The sequence below is a fragment of the Rhizobium sp. 9140 genome (assembly GCF_900067135.1).
Lineage (GTDB): Bacteria > Pseudomonadota > Alphaproteobacteria > Rhizobiales > Rhizobiaceae > Ferranicluibacter.
Genome location: NZ_FJUR01000005.1, coordinates 111,907 through 127,668, shown reverse-complemented (window position 1 = coordinate 127,668; position 15,762 = coordinate 111,907). Strand labels below are relative to the sequence as shown.

The 15,762-nt window shown below is 57.5% G+C and carries 14 protein-coding genes and 1 pseudogene; 10 read left to right on the top strand and 5 right to left on the bottom strand.

Annotation, left to right across the window (positions count from 1 at the left end):
- Positions 1-75 precede the first annotated feature (75 nt).
- Genes GA0004734_RS24455 through GA0004734_RS24445 form a run of 3 tightly spaced genes read left to right on the top strand, consistent with a single transcriptional unit; the run spans position 76 to position 2,743 of the window.
- Positions 76-1,014, top strand: coding sequence for an amino acid ABC transporter permease (locus GA0004734_RS24455; RefSeq protein WP_092938635.1), 939 nt, complete (start codon positions 76-78; stop codon positions 1,012-1,014).
- The gene (locus tag GA0004734_RS24450) at positions 1,011-1,781 is read left to right on the top strand and encodes an amino acid ABC transporter ATP-binding protein (protein ID WP_092938633.1); all 771 of its coding nucleotides are present in this window, start codon (positions 1,011-1,013) and stop codon (positions 1,779-1,781) included. The genes GA0004734_RS24455 and GA0004734_RS24450 overlap by 4 nt, the downstream gene beginning before the upstream one ends.
- A 14-nt stretch (positions 1,782-1,795) precedes the next feature.
- Complete coding sequence (locus GA0004734_RS24445) at positions 1,796-2,743, top strand: ornithine cyclodeaminase (protein ID WP_092938631.1); 948 nt, start codon at positions 1,796-1,798, stop codon at positions 2,741-2,743.
- 1,056 nt (positions 2,744-3,799) lie between these two features.
- On the opposite strand, the gene GA0004734_RS24435 is transcribed toward GA0004734_RS24445, so the two are convergent.
- Positions 3,800-6,193, bottom strand: coding sequence for a hypothetical protein (locus GA0004734_RS24435; RefSeq protein WP_092938629.1), 2,394 nt, complete (start codon positions 6,191-6,193; stop codon positions 3,800-3,802).
- A gap of 263 nt (positions 6,194-6,456) precedes the next feature.
- Between GA0004734_RS24435 and GA0004734_RS24430 the strand changes: the two genes are divergently transcribed.
- The 3 genes from GA0004734_RS24430 to GA0004734_RS24420 all read left to right on the top strand — a co-directional run bounded on the left by GA0004734_RS24430 (position 6,457) and on the right by GA0004734_RS24420 (position 9,387).
- Positions 6,457-7,422, top strand: coding sequence for an NAD-dependent epimerase/dehydratase family protein (locus tag GA0004734_RS24430; protein ID WP_092938627.1), 966 nt, complete (start codon positions 6,457-6,459; stop codon positions 7,420-7,422).
- A gap of 130 nt (positions 7,423-7,552) precedes the next feature.
- On the top strand, positions 7,553-8,698 hold the full coding sequence (locus tag GA0004734_RS24425) for an RHE_PE00001 family protein (RefSeq protein ID WP_092938625.1): 1,146 nt from the start codon (positions 7,553-7,555) through the stop codon (positions 8,696-8,698).
- Positions 8,699-8,796: 98 nt separating this feature from the next.
- A complete protein-coding gene (locus GA0004734_RS24420) occupies positions 8,797-9,387 on the top strand; it encodes a sce7726 family protein (RefSeq protein WP_092938623.1) in 591 nt (196 codons plus the stop codon).
- On the opposite strand, the gene GA0004734_RS24415 is transcribed toward GA0004734_RS24420, so the two are convergent.
- From GA0004734_RS24415 to GA0004734_RS24400, 4 genes are all read right to left on the bottom strand, one after another.
- Positions 9,341-10,423, bottom strand: coding sequence for a beta family protein (locus GA0004734_RS24415; RefSeq protein WP_092938621.1), 1,083 nt, complete (start codon positions 10,421-10,423; stop codon positions 9,341-9,343). The genes GA0004734_RS24420 and GA0004734_RS24415 overlap by 47 nt on opposite strands.
- A gap of 151 nt (positions 10,424-10,574) precedes the next feature.
- The gene (locus GA0004734_RS24410) at positions 10,575-11,681 is read right to left on the bottom strand and encodes an XRE family transcriptional regulator (protein WP_245292637.1); all 1,107 of its coding nucleotides are present in this window, start codon (positions 11,679-11,681) and stop codon (positions 10,575-10,577) included.
- Positions 11,668-12,156 (bottom strand): DUF6932 family protein, encoded by a 489-nt coding sequence (locus tag GA0004734_RS24405; protein ID WP_092938619.1) that lies wholly within the window; start codon positions 12,154-12,156, stop codon positions 11,668-11,670. Before GA0004734_RS24405 ends, GA0004734_RS24410 begins: the two co-directional genes overlap by 14 nt.
- A 146-nt stretch (positions 12,157-12,302) precedes the next feature.
- The gene (locus GA0004734_RS24400; RefSeq protein ID WP_092938617.1) at positions 12,303-12,776 is read right to left on the bottom strand and encodes a hypothetical protein; all 474 of its coding nucleotides are present in this window, start codon (positions 12,774-12,776) and stop codon (positions 12,303-12,305) included.
- 432 nt (positions 12,777-13,208) lie between these two features.
- Between GA0004734_RS24400 and GA0004734_RS26320 the strand changes: the two genes are divergently transcribed.
- The 4 genes and pseudogenes from GA0004734_RS26320 to GA0004734_RS24380 form a co-directional block, all read left to right on the top strand.
- A complete protein-coding gene (locus GA0004734_RS26320; RefSeq protein WP_210173777.1) occupies positions 13,209-13,604 on the top strand; it encodes a hypothetical protein in 396 nt (131 codons plus the stop codon).
- 428 nt (positions 13,605-14,032) lie between these two features.
- Complete coding sequence (locus tag GA0004734_RS24390; protein WP_092932084.1) at positions 14,033-14,467, top strand: IS66-like element accessory protein TnpA; 435 nt, start codon at positions 14,033-14,035, stop codon at positions 14,465-14,467.
- Entirely contained in the window at positions 14,460-14,813 is a 354-nt protein-coding gene (gene tnpB / locus GA0004734_RS24385; protein WP_060716621.1) for an IS66 family insertion sequence element accessory protein TnpB, read from the top strand. The genes GA0004734_RS24390 and tnpB overlap by 8 nt, the downstream gene beginning before the upstream one ends.
- A gap of 53 nt (positions 14,814-14,866) precedes the next feature.
- Positions 14,867-15,685, top strand: a pseudogene (locus GA0004734_RS24380) (transposase); the annotation flags it as partial.
- Positions 15,686-15,762 lie beyond the last annotated feature (77 nt).

The following is a 15,762-nucleotide window of genomic DNA, read 5'->3' as shown; positions in this document are numbered from 1 at the left end:
GCGATTGCGGCTCCTCTCATCCATAAGAAGACGCATGCCCCGCTGCCTGCCTCTTCTCATCTGCCAGAGGTTCGAATGGCGCAAAATCTGAAAACTCTTCCCGAACGTCCGGATATCCACACGATCCAGCCGGTCCCCGAACGCCATCCCTCGCGGTGGATCGGCGGCGTCGTGCTTCTCGTGATCGTGTTCCTGTTCGTGCGCCTGCTCGTGACGAACGAGAACCTGCACTGGGATGTCGTCGCGCGGTATATGTTCAGCCCGGAGATTCTTGCCGGGCTCGGGCGGACCTTGCTTCTCACCTTCATCGCCATGGTGCTCGGTCTGGCGATCGGCGTTATTCTCGCCATCATGCGGCTCTCGCAAAATCCGGTGTTCCAGATGGCAAGCTGGGTGTGGATCTGGTTCTTCCGCGGCGTGCCGCCGCTGGTTCAGCTGATCTTCTGGTATAACCTGGCACTTCTCATTCCCACGGTGTCGCTCGGCATTCCCTTCGGTCCGCAGCTCTGGTCGGCCAGCATGAATGCGCTGATCACGCCGTTCAGCGCCGCCGTCCTTGGTTTGGCGCTGACGGAAAGCGCCTATGCGGCGGAAATGATCCGCGCCGGCATCCAGGCAGTCAGTACCGGGCAGACGGAAGCGGCGGCAACGCTCGGCATGAGCAAAGCGCAGACGCTGCGCCGGATCGTGCTGCCACAGGCCTTGAAGATCGTCGTGCCGCCGATCGGCAACGACACGATCTCCATGCTGAAATTCACGTCGCTGGTCAGCGTTCTCGCGCTTCCCGATCTGCTCTATTCCGCGCAGATGATCTATTCGCGCACCTACGAGACCATCCCGCTGCTGATCGTCGCCACCATCTGGTACCTCGTGCTCTCCACCATTCTGACGCTTGTCGAGCACTACATCGAACATCGCCTGAACGACGGCCGTCCGCTGCAGGTCACCCTGATCCTTGCCTCGCTGTTTCGCACCCGGTTCTGGGGAGCCCGCCGGGTGGAGGTCTCGCCATGAACGTTGCCATGCCTCTCCTCAACGTCGAGCGCCTGACCAAGAGTTTCGGAACGCACCGCGTGCTCACTGGTATCGATATGAGCGTCAGGGCCGGTGACGTTACATGCATCGTCGGTCCGTCTGGTTCGGGCAAGAGCACGCTGCTGCGCTGCCTCAACCATATCGAGGTGCCCGATTCCGGCGTCGTCTTCCTAGACGGCGCGCCCGTCGGCGTTCGCTGGCGTGGAAAGACCCTCCACCGCATGAGTTTCAACGAGCTTGCCGCCCAGCGCCAGCGGATGGGCATGGTGTTCCAGAGCTTCAACCTTTTCCCTCACAAGACGGCCCTCGAGAATATCATCGAGGCCCCTGTCGTCGTGCAGCGGCGCAAGAGAAGCGAGGCGATCGAGGAGGCGATGATGCTGCTCGACAAGGTCGGGCTGCGCGAGCGGGCGCACTACTATCCGAAGCAACTTTCTGGCGGCCAGCAGCAGCGTGTGGCCATCGCGCGCTCGCTTGCCATGCGCCCGGCCGTCATGCTCTTCGACGAGCCGACGTCCGCGCTCGACCCGGAGCTTGTCGGCGAGGTCCTAGCCGTCATGAGGCAGCTAGCGGAAGAGGGAATGACCATGGTGGTGGTCACGCACGAGATGGCTTTCGCCCGCGATGTCGCCGATCATCTCATCTTCATGGATGGCGGCGTCATCGTCGAAGCCGGCCCGCCCCGCGAGGTCCTTTCGAACCCCAAGCACGCGCGCACGAAGTCGTTTCTCGCCCGCGTCCTCTGACGCCCGGAGTTTGCATGCTGCATTTGAATGCCGAGACCGTCCACGATCTGCTTGATTACCGGAGCCTCGTAGCTGCCCTTCGTAAGGCCCATAGCGACGGTACGATGCCCCAGACCCGCGTCGATGTGATGACGGACAGCGGCAACACCGACAATGCCTTTGTCTCACTCATCGCCTGGGCAAGTGGCGACATGATCGCGGTCAAGCTCGTTGGCGTCTTCCCCGGCAACCCGTCGCTGCCCGTTCCGCAACCTTCTGTACAAGGTCTGGTGACGCTGATCGACGGGCGAACCGGGGCGCCGCTGATGACGTGCGACGGCGCTGCGCTGACGTTTCGAAAGACAGCAGCAGACTCGGCGCTTGCCGTCGATCTCCTGGCACGCGCTGACGCGGAGGTCCTGCTGGTGATCGGCGCTGGCGGTCTTGCACCGCACGTGATCGCAGCTCATCGGTGCGTGCGTCCCTCGATCGGCAAGATCATGATCTGGAACCGAAATCCTGAGAAAGCACAGGCACTGGCGGCTCGCCTCGATGATCCCGCTATCTCTGGTGTAACGGATCTCGATGCCGCTGTCGCACAGGCCGATATCGTTTCCTGCGTCACAATGGCTACGGAGCCGCTCGTCCGTGGTTTACATTTGAAACCCGGCGCCCACGTCGATCTGATCGGCGCTTATTTGCCGACCATGCGCGAGGCCGATGACGATGTCGCTCGCCGCGCCGGCAAAGTTTTCGTCGATACCCGCGTCGGCTGTGAGGGCTCGGGCGACATTGCCGAGCCGGTTCAGCGCGGGCTCATCACGCGGGACGACATCGTCGCCGATCTCTTCGACCTTTGCAGCCGGAGACATTGGGGCAGGGCGGGGCGGGACGACATCACGATGTTCAAGAACGTCGGTGGCGGGCATCTCGACCTTTTCACTGCGCGCCATCTTTTCTTACAGAGCCGGTCGCTTGGATAAGAGATCGCGTGGTTTACTTCGGGCAAGGTCTTACAAGATCGGAAGCCTACTGTGATGCTCGCGGCAATCTGGAGATGCTGCTTACCATTCGTAAGTGGTCCTGAATCCTGATTTAACTGCCCCCTTATATCGCGTGCAGTTCGTTCAAGTCCAATGCGCCCTCAAACTCATGAGTTCGATCACCACATTCATGTCACGGTTGACCGACGGAATGTTTCTTCCTTCAACGACCTTCTTCAATCAACTCGCAATTTCCGGCCGTGGGCCTACTCATAAGACGCTTATATTGATCGGAAACAAAACCTATTACCCTAGTTCTAGGGGAAAATCCTAAAATCTGCCGCTCGTCAAAGAGAAAGCTTGGACTTCCCGTAAGTGACTATCGACTCTTCGTAAAGTTGTGCGATGATCTCCTCGTTATCTGAGGGGACAACGTTGAAATATAAGCAAATTGCGCGGCTCGCGTTAGCCGCATCGATGACGCTTGCCTTGGCGAGCTGCACAACCACTACTCAAGCTGAGTTTGCCAGGAATCCTAAAGCCGTCAGCCAGGCTTCCCTATGCCGTACATTTCTGCAGGCTATGGACCCTGTTTTCCAGCAGCAGATTGCGCTCGAGCTGAATCGACGTGGAATCCAAACCTACGATTGCCCGGCAATGGTGCAGCAGCAGGACCAGGCTGCTGCGGCAATCGTGGCTATCGCACTGGTTGGAACAGCCGTCGCAATTTGTGCCAACAACGATTGCGGGGCACCGTCTTACCCGACGTATCAAGGAAATTGTCAGTACTCCTGGCAGCGGGACGCGAGAGGCAGACGATGCGGAGATCGTGCAGCCAACCGGAGGGCAGGTGGATGGCGATAACACGCTGCGTAGCCATTGCAGGCTTCATCCTTTCACTGTGCCACACGACGAGCCTGGAGGCTCATGGTGGAGGTTGCCGTAAAGATTCTCCACCCGGACAGTGCTGTCATATGAACAGGAAGACTGGTCAAGCCCACTGCCATTGACGGTAGAGCCATAGGGATCCGCGCTTGCGCGCGGAGCACATGTACCTCACGCCGCCTGCCAAACTTGATTGAGGATCTTCGCCGCCAGCGCCGCCTTATCCTGCGGCAGGAAGCGGCCATAGTGCCTTGCGACCATGTCGGGTGTGTCCTGGATGGCATAGCTTGCCTGCTCGTAGGAGCCGGTCTGTTTCAGGATGTGGGTTGCAAGCACATCACGCACGTTATGCGGCCCGTGGGGGAGAAGGCCTTCGATCGCACCGCGGCCGGTGTAGGGATTGTAGATCCCGTACCGCTGGATGGTCAGCCGCCAAGCCTCGTAGAAAGTCGTCTGGTCGTAGGCCGCATCCTTGCTGGTGGTCTTCACCGTCTTGACGAAGAAGGTTTCGGGATCGCGCGCGTTTCCAAGAAGGACACTGCGGTGGCGCGCGACATAGGCGTCAAGATGCGTATAGAGCCCCATCAGATCGGGCAGGATCAGCCGGAACGGCTTTGAGCCGAAGAACGACGAGTGGGCATTCTTGAAAGCGATGGCCGGGATCAGCACTTCCCATCCTCGTTCACGGTCGTTCCAGCGCAGCTCGCCCCGCTTCAGTTCTTCCAGCCGCCGCTCGGAGCGTGGAAAATGACCGCGAGGGCAGAGCAGGAGCTGGCGCAGGTTCTTCTGGCGAAGCCCCAGATGCAGGCCGAGACGCAACATCAGGAAAGCACGCACGGATTCGGCCACAGCCCGCGGATACCGGCGCTCATCCGGCATCCGCTGAACGATCTCCTCCGTGATCTTGCGATACTCGGCAAGCGGGCTTGCCGCCTCCAGAACCGGCATGATCGGCTCGAACGGATCACGGTGGACGCGCATGACCCGCTGGATCTCCTTTGAGCGATGACGGGCATACTGGAAGAAACGTTCGCAGGCGGCATGCCAGTCGCTGCGCGCGTCATTGATCTCGGCTTGCGAGATCAGACCGGGCACGGCACGAACGCGCTGCAAAAGTTCGGGATGTTGTCGCAGCCAGCCTGTGCCTTCCCGGGTCAAAGACAGCGCGACGCTCAGCATGTCGACCTCCCAGGCAGTGTAGAAGCCACGGCGGCGTTCACGCCACTGCACATACCAGTCCCAGATGCCGGGAAAGACCAGCATGCCGAAGGTGAGGTGCGTCAACGGCACGCCACGCCCGCGCACGGCACAGCCAGGGGAGGCGGCAAGGGCACCGAACATCAGGCCGAGATGCTCGATCTTCTGGGACGCCGTCTCCTCGCCCCACACCCCGTGGCGCTGAAACCCGAGGGCTGTCAGCGTCGATGTCTTGAAGCTAACGAGATCGGCCATTTCCATCGCAAGGGCTGGCGGCGCATCGAACACGCCGGACAGGAGATCCGGATCCTCGATCGACGTGACATCGTCTTCATCTGCATCGTCCACACGTGTGAGGAGGTTGCAACTGGTCGATGGGCCGCCGCCATAGGCTATTCCGGGAAAGCGTATGGCGTATCGCTGACGCACGGCTGCTGCCTGATATCGCCTGTAGTCGGTGGCGCCGGTAATAATGACGCGGCGGACCCATTCAAGGATCTCCTCGCGCTTGGCATGGGGCAGACTGTTGAAGTCGTCCGGAAGATGCCAGGCCAATCGACGGCGTTCCGCTGGACCGATGTCGCTGCCGACGTCATGGCCCGATGCTGCGCGCGCGGCATGCGGCAGTTTGGCTTTGAAGTATCCTTGGGGAAGGCGATAGCGGGCTTCAATACGGTTGAGGATGTCGAGGCTTTCCAAATTCCTCGGCGTCTTCATGCCGGTGATCCAGCTCAGCAGCGTATTCTTGTCAAAGGCCTCCTCTGGACGGACGATAGCCTTATGCAGGCGATAGTACGTCTCGCCAAAACGGCGGATCTGGTAGCTCAGTGCCTCCTGGAAAGAGGCGGGATCCTGCCCTTGGCTGAAGAGTGGCTCGGGGAAGGGGTCGATCGGTTGCGGATCTGGTCCAGGCTTCAACCGAGACGATGGCGACACGGATATCATCGTTGGCTGCGACGTTGACGATCTCGATGGCGGCGCGCCATTGACTGATCGTTTAGCCTCCGCCGTCTTGCCCATAGTCGTCGTCCGCGGGCGCGGCCGTGCTTGCTGAGAGGGAGCTAGAACCGGCTCCGCCTCGCTGACGTCGCGTATCCAGCGTTCGATCGCATCCAGTCCTGGCTGCATCGCCCGCTTAAGCCTCGGCGACAGGTCGTCCTGGAGATCACATTCATCTGCAATCTGCCGCCAGTCCGCAGTGCGCCCTGTGTTCTTCATGGGCGGCGGGGCTTTTTCGGCGATGAGGGCTAGCATGAAGCGCTGAATGTTCTGGCAGTCTCGTGGTGTTGCCACGGAAGCGATCCTCGCTTGGCAGAACTGGGTAATCATGCGCTGGAGGGTTTGGGGTGAGGCAATGTGCTTTCGCATAAGGCATCCGCAGTTGGTCGAACATCGCCGGCCTAAGGCCGGGGCACGCCTGCTAATGCGATAATGTTAACAGAGCGTGTATAAGACAATGAGAATTTAGTTTCGGAGCTGTCTGACCCGTTTGGAAGCGCCCGATCCCGTGCTGCACCTTGCGCAGCTCCATGTAACTCGCGATTTTAAGGCGTTCGGACCGTTCGGAACCGGAGCGACAGGTGCGCGTTCCCGAACACGAGCCTCCATCAACCAGGCAGTCAGGTGACGTTATGACCCGTGTGATCGTGATCGGAGCAACGGGGCATGTCGGGACCTACCTCATTCCCGCCCTCGTTGAAGCAGGGCATGAGGTTGTCGCCATCAGTCGTGGCGTGGCCGAACCCTACCAGCCGCACACGGCCTGGCGTCACGTCGAACGTCTGCGAATGGATCGGGAGGCGCTGGAGCGCGCTGGCAGTTTTGGCGAGGATATCCGGTCGCTGAAGCCCGACATCGTCATCGACATGATCTGCTTCACAAAACCCAGCGCTGAAATTCTGGTTGAAGCGCTGTCTGGTCATGTCGGTCATTTCCTTCACACAGGCACGATCTGGACCCACGGCACGTCTGTTGCTGTGCCGACCGTTGAAGACGCACCAAAATATCCGTTCGGCGACTATGGGGTGAAGAAAGCCGAGATCGAGACCTACCTGTTGAAGAAGGCGCATCAGGACGGGTTTCCCGTGACCATTCTTCATCCCGGGCACATCGTCGGACCGGGCTGGACCCCGCTCAACCCGCAGGGCAACTTCAATCCGCAGGTGTTTTCGGTGCTGGCGCGCGGCCACAAACTTGCCTTGCCGAACTTTGGCCTGGAGACTGTCCATCACGTCCACGCGAGAGATGTCGCCCGCTTGTTAATGGCGGCCATTTTCTCTCGTGCAACGGCAATCGGTGAGAGTTTCCATGCTGTCTCCGAGAAGGCACTGACTCTGCGCGGATATGCAGAGAGCATGTCGCGCTGGTTCGGTCATGAACCCGAACTGGAATTTCTTCCCTATGACCAATGGGCGGCTGGCCAGAACGCCGAAGACGCGAAAGCCACCTGGGAGCATATCGCGCGTAGCCCGAACTGCTCGATGGAAAAAGCGCGGCGTCTCCTCGGCTTCGTCCCTCGGCACACATCGCTGCAAGCCGTACAAGAAGCGGTCACGTGGCTCATCGCAAAGGATAAGGTCGAGGCACCACTCGGATAAGTATATTGGCTTCAGACTGAATTATATACCATCGATAAGGGGTACTTATCGATGGTTAGAACGCCAACCAACAATCATACCATGTGAGGAACTACAATTATCATATAGAGTTCCTAAGAGATCATTTACCATGATATCAATGGCTTACGATATTACGAAAATCAGCATGAGTACCTTGATGCGGCCGGCTTTCGACGCCGGTGTCGCGCTCGCGCGTCTCGACGAGCGCATCGCCCGCTCGCCCGTCGGCGCGGGCTTCCTCGAACGATCCCAATTCACCGACGCCTGCGCCTCGCTTTGGATCGACGGAGAACTTGTCCACCTCGAAGACCTCGTCCTCCACGACGCCACGAAGGATATTCGCACGCCCACCCACGAACTGACCATCGCCCGCGACGTGCTGCGCACCCGCCGACGCATCGCCGCTCAGCCGTCCGGTTGGGCGTTGACCGCCGACGGGCTTAGGACACTGCGAAAGACGGCGGAGATCGGGTCGGGCGGCGGGGACGAGGCGACGACGGCCGGAGTTGTTCGGCCGGCGGTGGCGATCGACGCGGAAGGGGAGGGGGATGACACCGACGACTTCGAAAATCTCCCCGGCGTCGACTACGCTGCCATCGATGCGATGCTGGCCCGATCGAACGCCGCCATCGAAAACGCCACGCGCCCCGATCGCACCAGTGGTCGGGGCGAGGAAAAAGATCCGATGATCTACGATCTCGACTGGGACGAGGATGCGCGGCTCGACGAATGGCGCGGCGTGCTGCGACAGGCCCAAGACCTGCCGGCGGTGCTGCAGGCCATCGTCGCTCTGGATGCCTGGAACGAATTGTCGGTGCTGCAGCATGCGCCATGGCTTGGTCGGCTGTTCGCCGCCTCGATCCTGCGCCAGGCCGGCGTCACCACCGGCGCCCATCTCGCCGCCATCAACCTCGGCCTGAAAAGCATTCCAGTCGATCGGCGCCGGCATCGCAACCGGGAGACCCGGCTGCTGGCGATCGCCCACGGGCTGATCGTGGCTGCCGAGATCGGGCTGAAGGAGCATGACCGGCTGGCGCTGGCCCGGACCCTGTTGGAGCGGAAGCTAGAAGGGCGGCGGACGTCTTCAAAACTGCCGGAGTTGGTCGAGCTGGTGATGGCAAAACCGCTGGTGTCGGCCGGGATGGTGGCCAAAACGCTGGAAATAACGCCGCAGGGGGCGCGGCGGGTTCTTTTGGAGCTGGGCTTGAGGGAGATGACGGGCAGGGGGAGGTTTCGCGCGTGGGGGGTTCTCTGATTGGTGAGCAGCGGAGTTCGATTTTCGCACCAATGATGAGAATTACGACTTGGCCGGGGCCATGAAATCGGCCAATAACTCTGCTAGGGGACGCAACTATGCTTACAACGAACGACCAGGAAATTAGGGCCGCGCTTCATAGAAAGAAGTTCCGGTCATATCATAGCACCGACGATGTCATCATCGTTGACGAACTTGGTTTGTCGCATGCCAAGGTGCGGATTGATGTCGCAGTTATATCTGCGGAGGTCCATGGTTTCGAGATCAAGAGCAGTCTCGATACCCTCGACCGACTTCCGGGGCAGCTGGAGTTTTATTCGAAAGGGCTTAGCAAGCTTACGCTCGTCTGCGCTGAGAGGCATCTTTCCAAGGCAGAGGGGATTGTTCCAGATTGGTGCGGTCTGATCAGTGCCGAAAAAGGATCAAGAGGCGGCATTGCATTTGAAACAGTGCGGCGCGCCCGGGCTAATCCGTTTGTCGATCCCATTCATGTTGCGCATCTGCTCTGGCATTCTGAGGCCGCCGAGCTCCTCGCGGGTTTTGGAGCGTCTCCTCGGGAGCTTAAGAGAAGTAGGCTGCACCTCTACGTTGATCTAGCAGCTCAGATGCCTATCGCGGATCTTATTACGGCAATTCGCAACTTCATGGTCCAGCGCTCGGCATGGCGAGGTCTGCCAGCACATGCATGATATGGTGGCTGATGCCGTTTTCTTTCCAGCGCGTCAGGTTCGACGGTGTGGCGAGCTTTTTCGCACATAGATCGATGTACTCGTCGCCAGCTGAAAAGTGCGGGCCGGAAAACTGGCCTGACTTGACAATGCTTTCGCAGTGCGTGTGCATCTGATCTGGGTCAGCCCGGAATGCCCCGCCTTTTCGAACGTTCCATGTGTCGCCAGCTGTATAGACCAACTTGCCCGCGGGCTTGAGCATACGCATATCCTGGGCGGTAAATTCTGGATGAACGATTGTATAGTCTCCGAAGTTCGGGATACGTCCATAACCAGAAAGTTGGGATCGCAAGACCTTGTAGAAGATCCAATCGTGGCGAGGCAGGTGCCCGCCCGGTTTGTCGATGGCCAGAACTTGAGGGAAACCTGTACCGACTATTACCAACGATCGGTAAACCACAAGATCGGATATGCTCTCCATCGCCGCAATCAAGCCGTTGGCGAAATCCGCGTAAGGCTGGAAATTCGGAGCGCTTAGATCGATGATTAGGTCTGCCCGATCTCGGGTGAGGCCTATCGACGAGATCAGTGTGGTCAATCGAGCATCGAAGTTTGGCATCATCACATGTTCGAGCCGAGCTCTGATTCCAACACCGAGCTTGTCGGTCGCCGCGATACGGGACACTATTCCATTCACTGCTGGCGGGGCGTCCAGCGAGGTGATCGGAACGGCCCTAGACCCGAAACCCGAAAGTTCTTCGAATACGAATGACATGGGTGGCCGGCCATCCGTCATGCTGGTTGTGGCAATATTTGCGTGAACATCGATCCAAGCCGGTCTCTTGCCCCACTTCTGTTGGTAGCGCTTCGGGAAGGTCTGGACCTGCTCCTGAACCGTCTTCTTTGGACGACCCTCCTCGAAATCGTATTCTGGTTCAGGAATAAGAATGAGCGGTACGACTAGCTGCTTTGCTGTGTCGCTGAGGCGGAAGAGCGCTTGATACTCGCCTAGGCGCCAACGCAGGGATGGAACATACATGCTCGGAGTTAGCTTCATTCCATCATTCCTTCAAACTGAGCCCGAACGTTCCCTGATCCGACTAGGTTGGCGAAAAGCCGAAAATCGTTCCTCTCCTTCCTGATTCTGCCGGCAATAATGCTCGCACTGATCCCGAGCTTTTCCGCATCAATGAGAACGGCCTCTTCAGTCAACGCGAAACGAGAGAGGCACCTACGCCACGCATCTTGTGGGATGAGATGGTCCAACGAAAACTTATCCGCATCTTCTTCATACTGATCGCCTTGTGGCCATCCTCCTCATCGAAGAAGTCGAAGCGGAGAGAGTTATAGAGATGCAAGAAGACGTGACCCAGTTCGTGAAATAGCACGAACCAGAAGTTATCTAGCCGATCGAACCGAAGAGTGAGTGCAACTACCGGGTTTCCGAATGGTGCGACCATTGCTCCACCATCGAGATATGTGCCCGGCAGATGACTTTGCACGATCATTCCAATGCCGTTTCGGCCGAGAAGATCCTTAGCCTTACGCGGCCCATCGTGATCTTTCGTAAGCGCGACCAACTGGCCTAACCAACGGTCGTCCAAGCGAAATTCACCGATCAAGCCCGCTTCGAAGTCGTCACTCGCCTTCTGAAGCACGCGCGCCTGCCACGCGAGGAGAGCGTGCTCGTTCGGTGCGTTACCGCTGTGCATTTTCTTACGGTGAAGCGCCGTTGCAAACTGAGGCCCAGCTACCTGATGAAACCAGCTACGAGCGGAAAAGGCGAGATCAGTGCCACTAATCCACCCGCGTTTGGCCATTTCTCGAAGTGGGAACCTATTCCATTCGACAGAGCTTGCGTCAGACCAAGCATAAATTGCACCGTCCGATCTTTCATCACCTGCCCCATAGGACGCAGAGACCCGAACGTTCAGAATACTTGCAACTTCCAAGAGGCGCGCCAGGCTGGCGCTCATATAGTCAGTGGCTTCATACCGCTGTATCTGCTGCGCCTTCAATCCCAGACTTTCAGCGAGATCCGTCTGGGTAAGGCCACCAGCAATTCGGGCCTTTATAAGAACGCGCGGCAATTCCTCAAAGGAGAACTCCTCCGTAAAGCCGACAGCTCCGGATTTAAGGAAATCGTACTCCGCCATCTCGCGCCGAATGTCTGCTATCTGGCTTTGAAGCGCATCGGATTCGATTTGCTTCAGCCAATCGATCTTGCCATCCACAACCTGGAGAGAAAGGGCCGCATCTGTTAGATTGGTGAGCTGTTCTTTCGACACTGCGTACTGACGATCACTGAATATCATGGGCTAGCCTCCGAAGGACCATCGCATCCGTCGTGATCGAAATCCCAACAATTCCCTTTTTTCCGCCTGAATGTTTCTCCACTTGGAAGAAATCCAGGAAAGCCTTTCCGGACCCAGCTTCTACGACACTTGAAGGAAAAAATTCGCCGCCGAAACGTGCTTTTTGTCGTGCTCTGCCATCGCTAAAGTCCTTGAAAACGGGATCGAGAAGGGACCCTACAACGCCGGCTGGATCCCAGCATGCGTCGTAGTCGCCCGGGATGGGTTTCGATGTGACGAAGCTACCGTCCAAATAGATCCTCGAACATCCAGCCTTCACCAGTGCGGTTGCGCCCTCAACTAATCCTGCGAAAAGCACACGGCGCCGCTCATTGTATCCATATGCATTTGCAACTTCTTCGAGGGTCGCGAAGTGTATACCGGATGGCAGCACATCCCAGGGGGAGCCAGGCAAACTGATGAACGCTGGAATCATGCTTACAACAATAATGTTGTAAGGCCGATTATGCAAGTGCAAATTCGATGGGTGTACAGCGTTTGATTGTGCTGACGTAAAGTACGCTGCTCCCTGAAAATAAATCGCACTCTCAGAGATTCGGCGAAATGATATGTACTTGGCTGTCAGGCGGGTTCGAGGGCAGCGTTGGGCTTTCCTTGAGAGCCGTCTGCTGAACTTGGCCGGTTGTTGACGTAGCCTTCCAATTCATCTGCGTGGTTGTCGCAGCCTTTTGCCTGCTTCCGTAAAAGTGAAACGTGGTCAGACAGCTCTCGATCCGAGCATTGGCTTAAAGGTACCAAGGCGCGCTCGCCGTTCCTGCGGACGGGATATGATTTCACAAGACGCGTATGGCCCGGAAAAACCATTTGTGGTGGAGCGGGGTCGTCGCTCATGCCGACCCGCTTGAGCATTTGGGTGACCATGTCCACGAGTGGCTTCTTCGCGTAGGCCCTATAAAACTCGGCATGAACACCTGATAGCGGCTTGCTCTTGAGGACTTCGTCGACAATCTCACTGGGTTGAGCGACTTGGCCGGCGTCGACGCGCTGGCTGATCAACTTGCGGAATTCCAACAACAACGAATTATCTTTTGCCATGTGCCTTATCCTGGTTACGACCTAAGATGCGATATACTAACGAGTATTTGGCGTGGGGAGTTTGTGTGGCCGACAATACCAATCACCGAAGTCGCGTGTCAAAGCTAATGTTCTTAATTTGTTCGATTGTCTTGGGGAAAGTTTCAGGCCTTGCAATTGGCAGCTTGGAATAGAGACCTGCGCTTACCGACATGGTGAACTAGACGAACTCGTAAGAACGTGTTTGAAATGACTCAGGAAGTCGGAGGCGTCCATTAAATGCACAGTTTCCCAAAGCGGGTCGCCGAAAATATCGTGCCGCTTTCACTTTCGGCTACACTACCCGCCGCATTTCGAGAATGGCATTTTACGTGAGAAACCATTGATCACGAATTATCTCATGAAATCTGCCGTCTGTGCGATCAAGATGGACTTCGGTATCATTTTGAGATCATGAACCGTCAGACAGGCAACCGGCTCGACGTTGGTTCTGAATGTATTCTCAAGTTCCAAGTTGCGATTTTCGATAAAGGTCGCGAGCTTACAGCTGGAGAGGCCCGTAAAGCGCTCTTTGAACGTGTGCGGCAGATGCGCCTTGAAAGTTGCTTGCGTGCTTTAGAACGATTGGCGTCGGCAGAGTCGAACGACATTCTTTCCAGTGCGCTCAAATATTATAAGCTTCACAAGGCATTGACGCCTAAGTTCGCGAATGTGGTGTTCTGGCGACTGCAAGCTAACGCTATCGATCACGACCCTTCATTCTTTAAAGTACGGCTAGATAAATCAAGCTACGTTGCTGATCTTCGCGCAATGCCGACCCGAAATGTCCAGCGTATTGGAAGGCTCTGACTTCCGCTCAGCGCAAAAAGGCTCAAGAATTTGGGCATACTGCTCCAGCCCAATAGAGCGAATTGATTGATCTTGGCTAGGATATTCATGGCGTGGCTTCGATGAATTGAAGTGCGTTTGGCTACACCCTTTCAAGGCCTTTGATCTGAGTTCCGAAGAGTCAAGCGGCTCTGAAAAGAAAACGGTACAGTGCCAACAGAATAACTCGCTATAATCGTGTTTGAGTGTAATTCCGGCGAGACCCGCGCCGCTGCCACTTGAGATTTCACTCGCCGAAGTGACAGGGATAACACGCCCGCTAACACGGATAGTGGGCATGCCAAACAGAAATAGTAGTGCTTCATTAGTAAGCGCGAATTTCTCCGCACCTTCTGTAATTGAGTGAGCTTTGGCATGAGGTGTCCACTTAAAAAAGGTGGACACCAAGTATGGGTGAAGGTCAAAAACTTGCTGTGCGGCTGGTTGGTCGGAATGGAAGACGGCGCTTCGATCAAGGTTCGAAAGATCGCCTTGTTGCGGCCTGCCTTGAACCCGGCGCATCAGTATCGAAACTGGCGCGAGAACACGGGGTCAACGCGAACCTCGTTTGGAAATGGATCAGGAAACATACCCCGGCACATCCATTATCGCCGTCTTCGACATCTGCGTTTATTCCAGTTCAGATTGCCGCCCCGAGCAGCGAGTTCGACATTGAGATGCCTGCCACGGATCGCGAAGAGCGATTGCCGACGACGGAGAGGAGCGACCCGCTGACCTCTCCAGCGAAGGTGAGTGTATCATTGCCGAATGGTGTGAGATTGACGCTGGAGTGCCGCGATCTCAACGCATTGACGGCAATCATCGGAGCTCTGGGTCATGTTTAAGCTTGGCGCTGATCTTCAAGTCTATCTGCATCGCGAACCGATCGACTTCCGGGCCGGCATCAACAGCCTTGCGGTCCTGGTCCAGGAGACGATGGCGCTGGACCCGTTTGCTCCTGCAGTGTTTGCCTTCTGCAACCGCCGGCGTGACCGGGTGAAGCTGCTATTCTTCGATCGCTCGGGCTTCGTGCTCATCCTGAAGCGGTTGACCGAAGACAAGTTCCGATGGCCGCGCCGAGAGGTGACGGTGGTCACACTGACGACCGAGCAACTGCACTGGATCCTCGACGGGATCGATATCGATGCGATGATCCGCCATCCCGTGCGGCAGTATCAGATCGCCGGCTAAAGGTGGCGAATTGAGCTATTGACGCGGCAGCACGGCTCAGATTCAAAACTGGGATGACCCGAACCGGCGAACTGAGCGTTGCAGAGCTGATGGCGCATTTGGCGGCCAACGCCGCCGAAATTGCTGCGCTCAAAGCCGAGAAGGAGGCCCTCTCGCAGCGGGTCGTCAAGCTTGAAGAAGAACTGGCGCTTGCAAGGCTCCATCGTTTTGCCCCCCGCAGCGAAAAGCACATTGATCGCATCTTCAACGAGGCCGAAGAGGCCGCGGACGAGGATGATCCTGATTATGGCGACGCGGCCGCCGATCTCCCGGATACAGGCTTGCCGGTGGTCCAAAGCACAACGGGAAAGAAGCGTGGCAGAAGGCCTCTACCGGAAGATTTGCCACGCGAGCGTGTCGAATATGACCTTGCCGACGATCAGAAAGCTTGCCCTTGCTGCGACAGTCAAATGCATCGCATGGGCGAGGCCGTCACCGAGCAGCTCCATATCGAGGTCAAGGCAAAAGTCCTGCAGAACGTGCGGTTCAAGTATGCCTGCCGCCATTGCGACCGCACCGGGATCAATACGCCTGTCGTGATCGCTCCGATGCCGACGCAGCCCCTGCCGGGCAGCATCGCCACCGCCTCGACACTGGCTTTCGCGCTCGTCCACAAATACGTCGATGGCACGCCGCTCTACCGCGTGGCTCAGACATTCGAGCGTGCCGGCGTTCCGATCAGCCGAGGCGCTCTCGCTCACTGGGTGATCGGCTCGAGCGAGAAGCATCTTCACCGCATCTATGATGCGCTGAGATTGCGGCTCAGGTCGCAGCCTCTCATTCACGGTGATGAGACGACCGTTCAGGTCCTCAAGGAAAAGAATAAGGAAGCCTGAGAGCGGCGGTGCAAAATTAGACCACGGTAGCGGCGGGATTGTCCCGCTTCGGGCGGCGTAAAAGTCGGCCACCT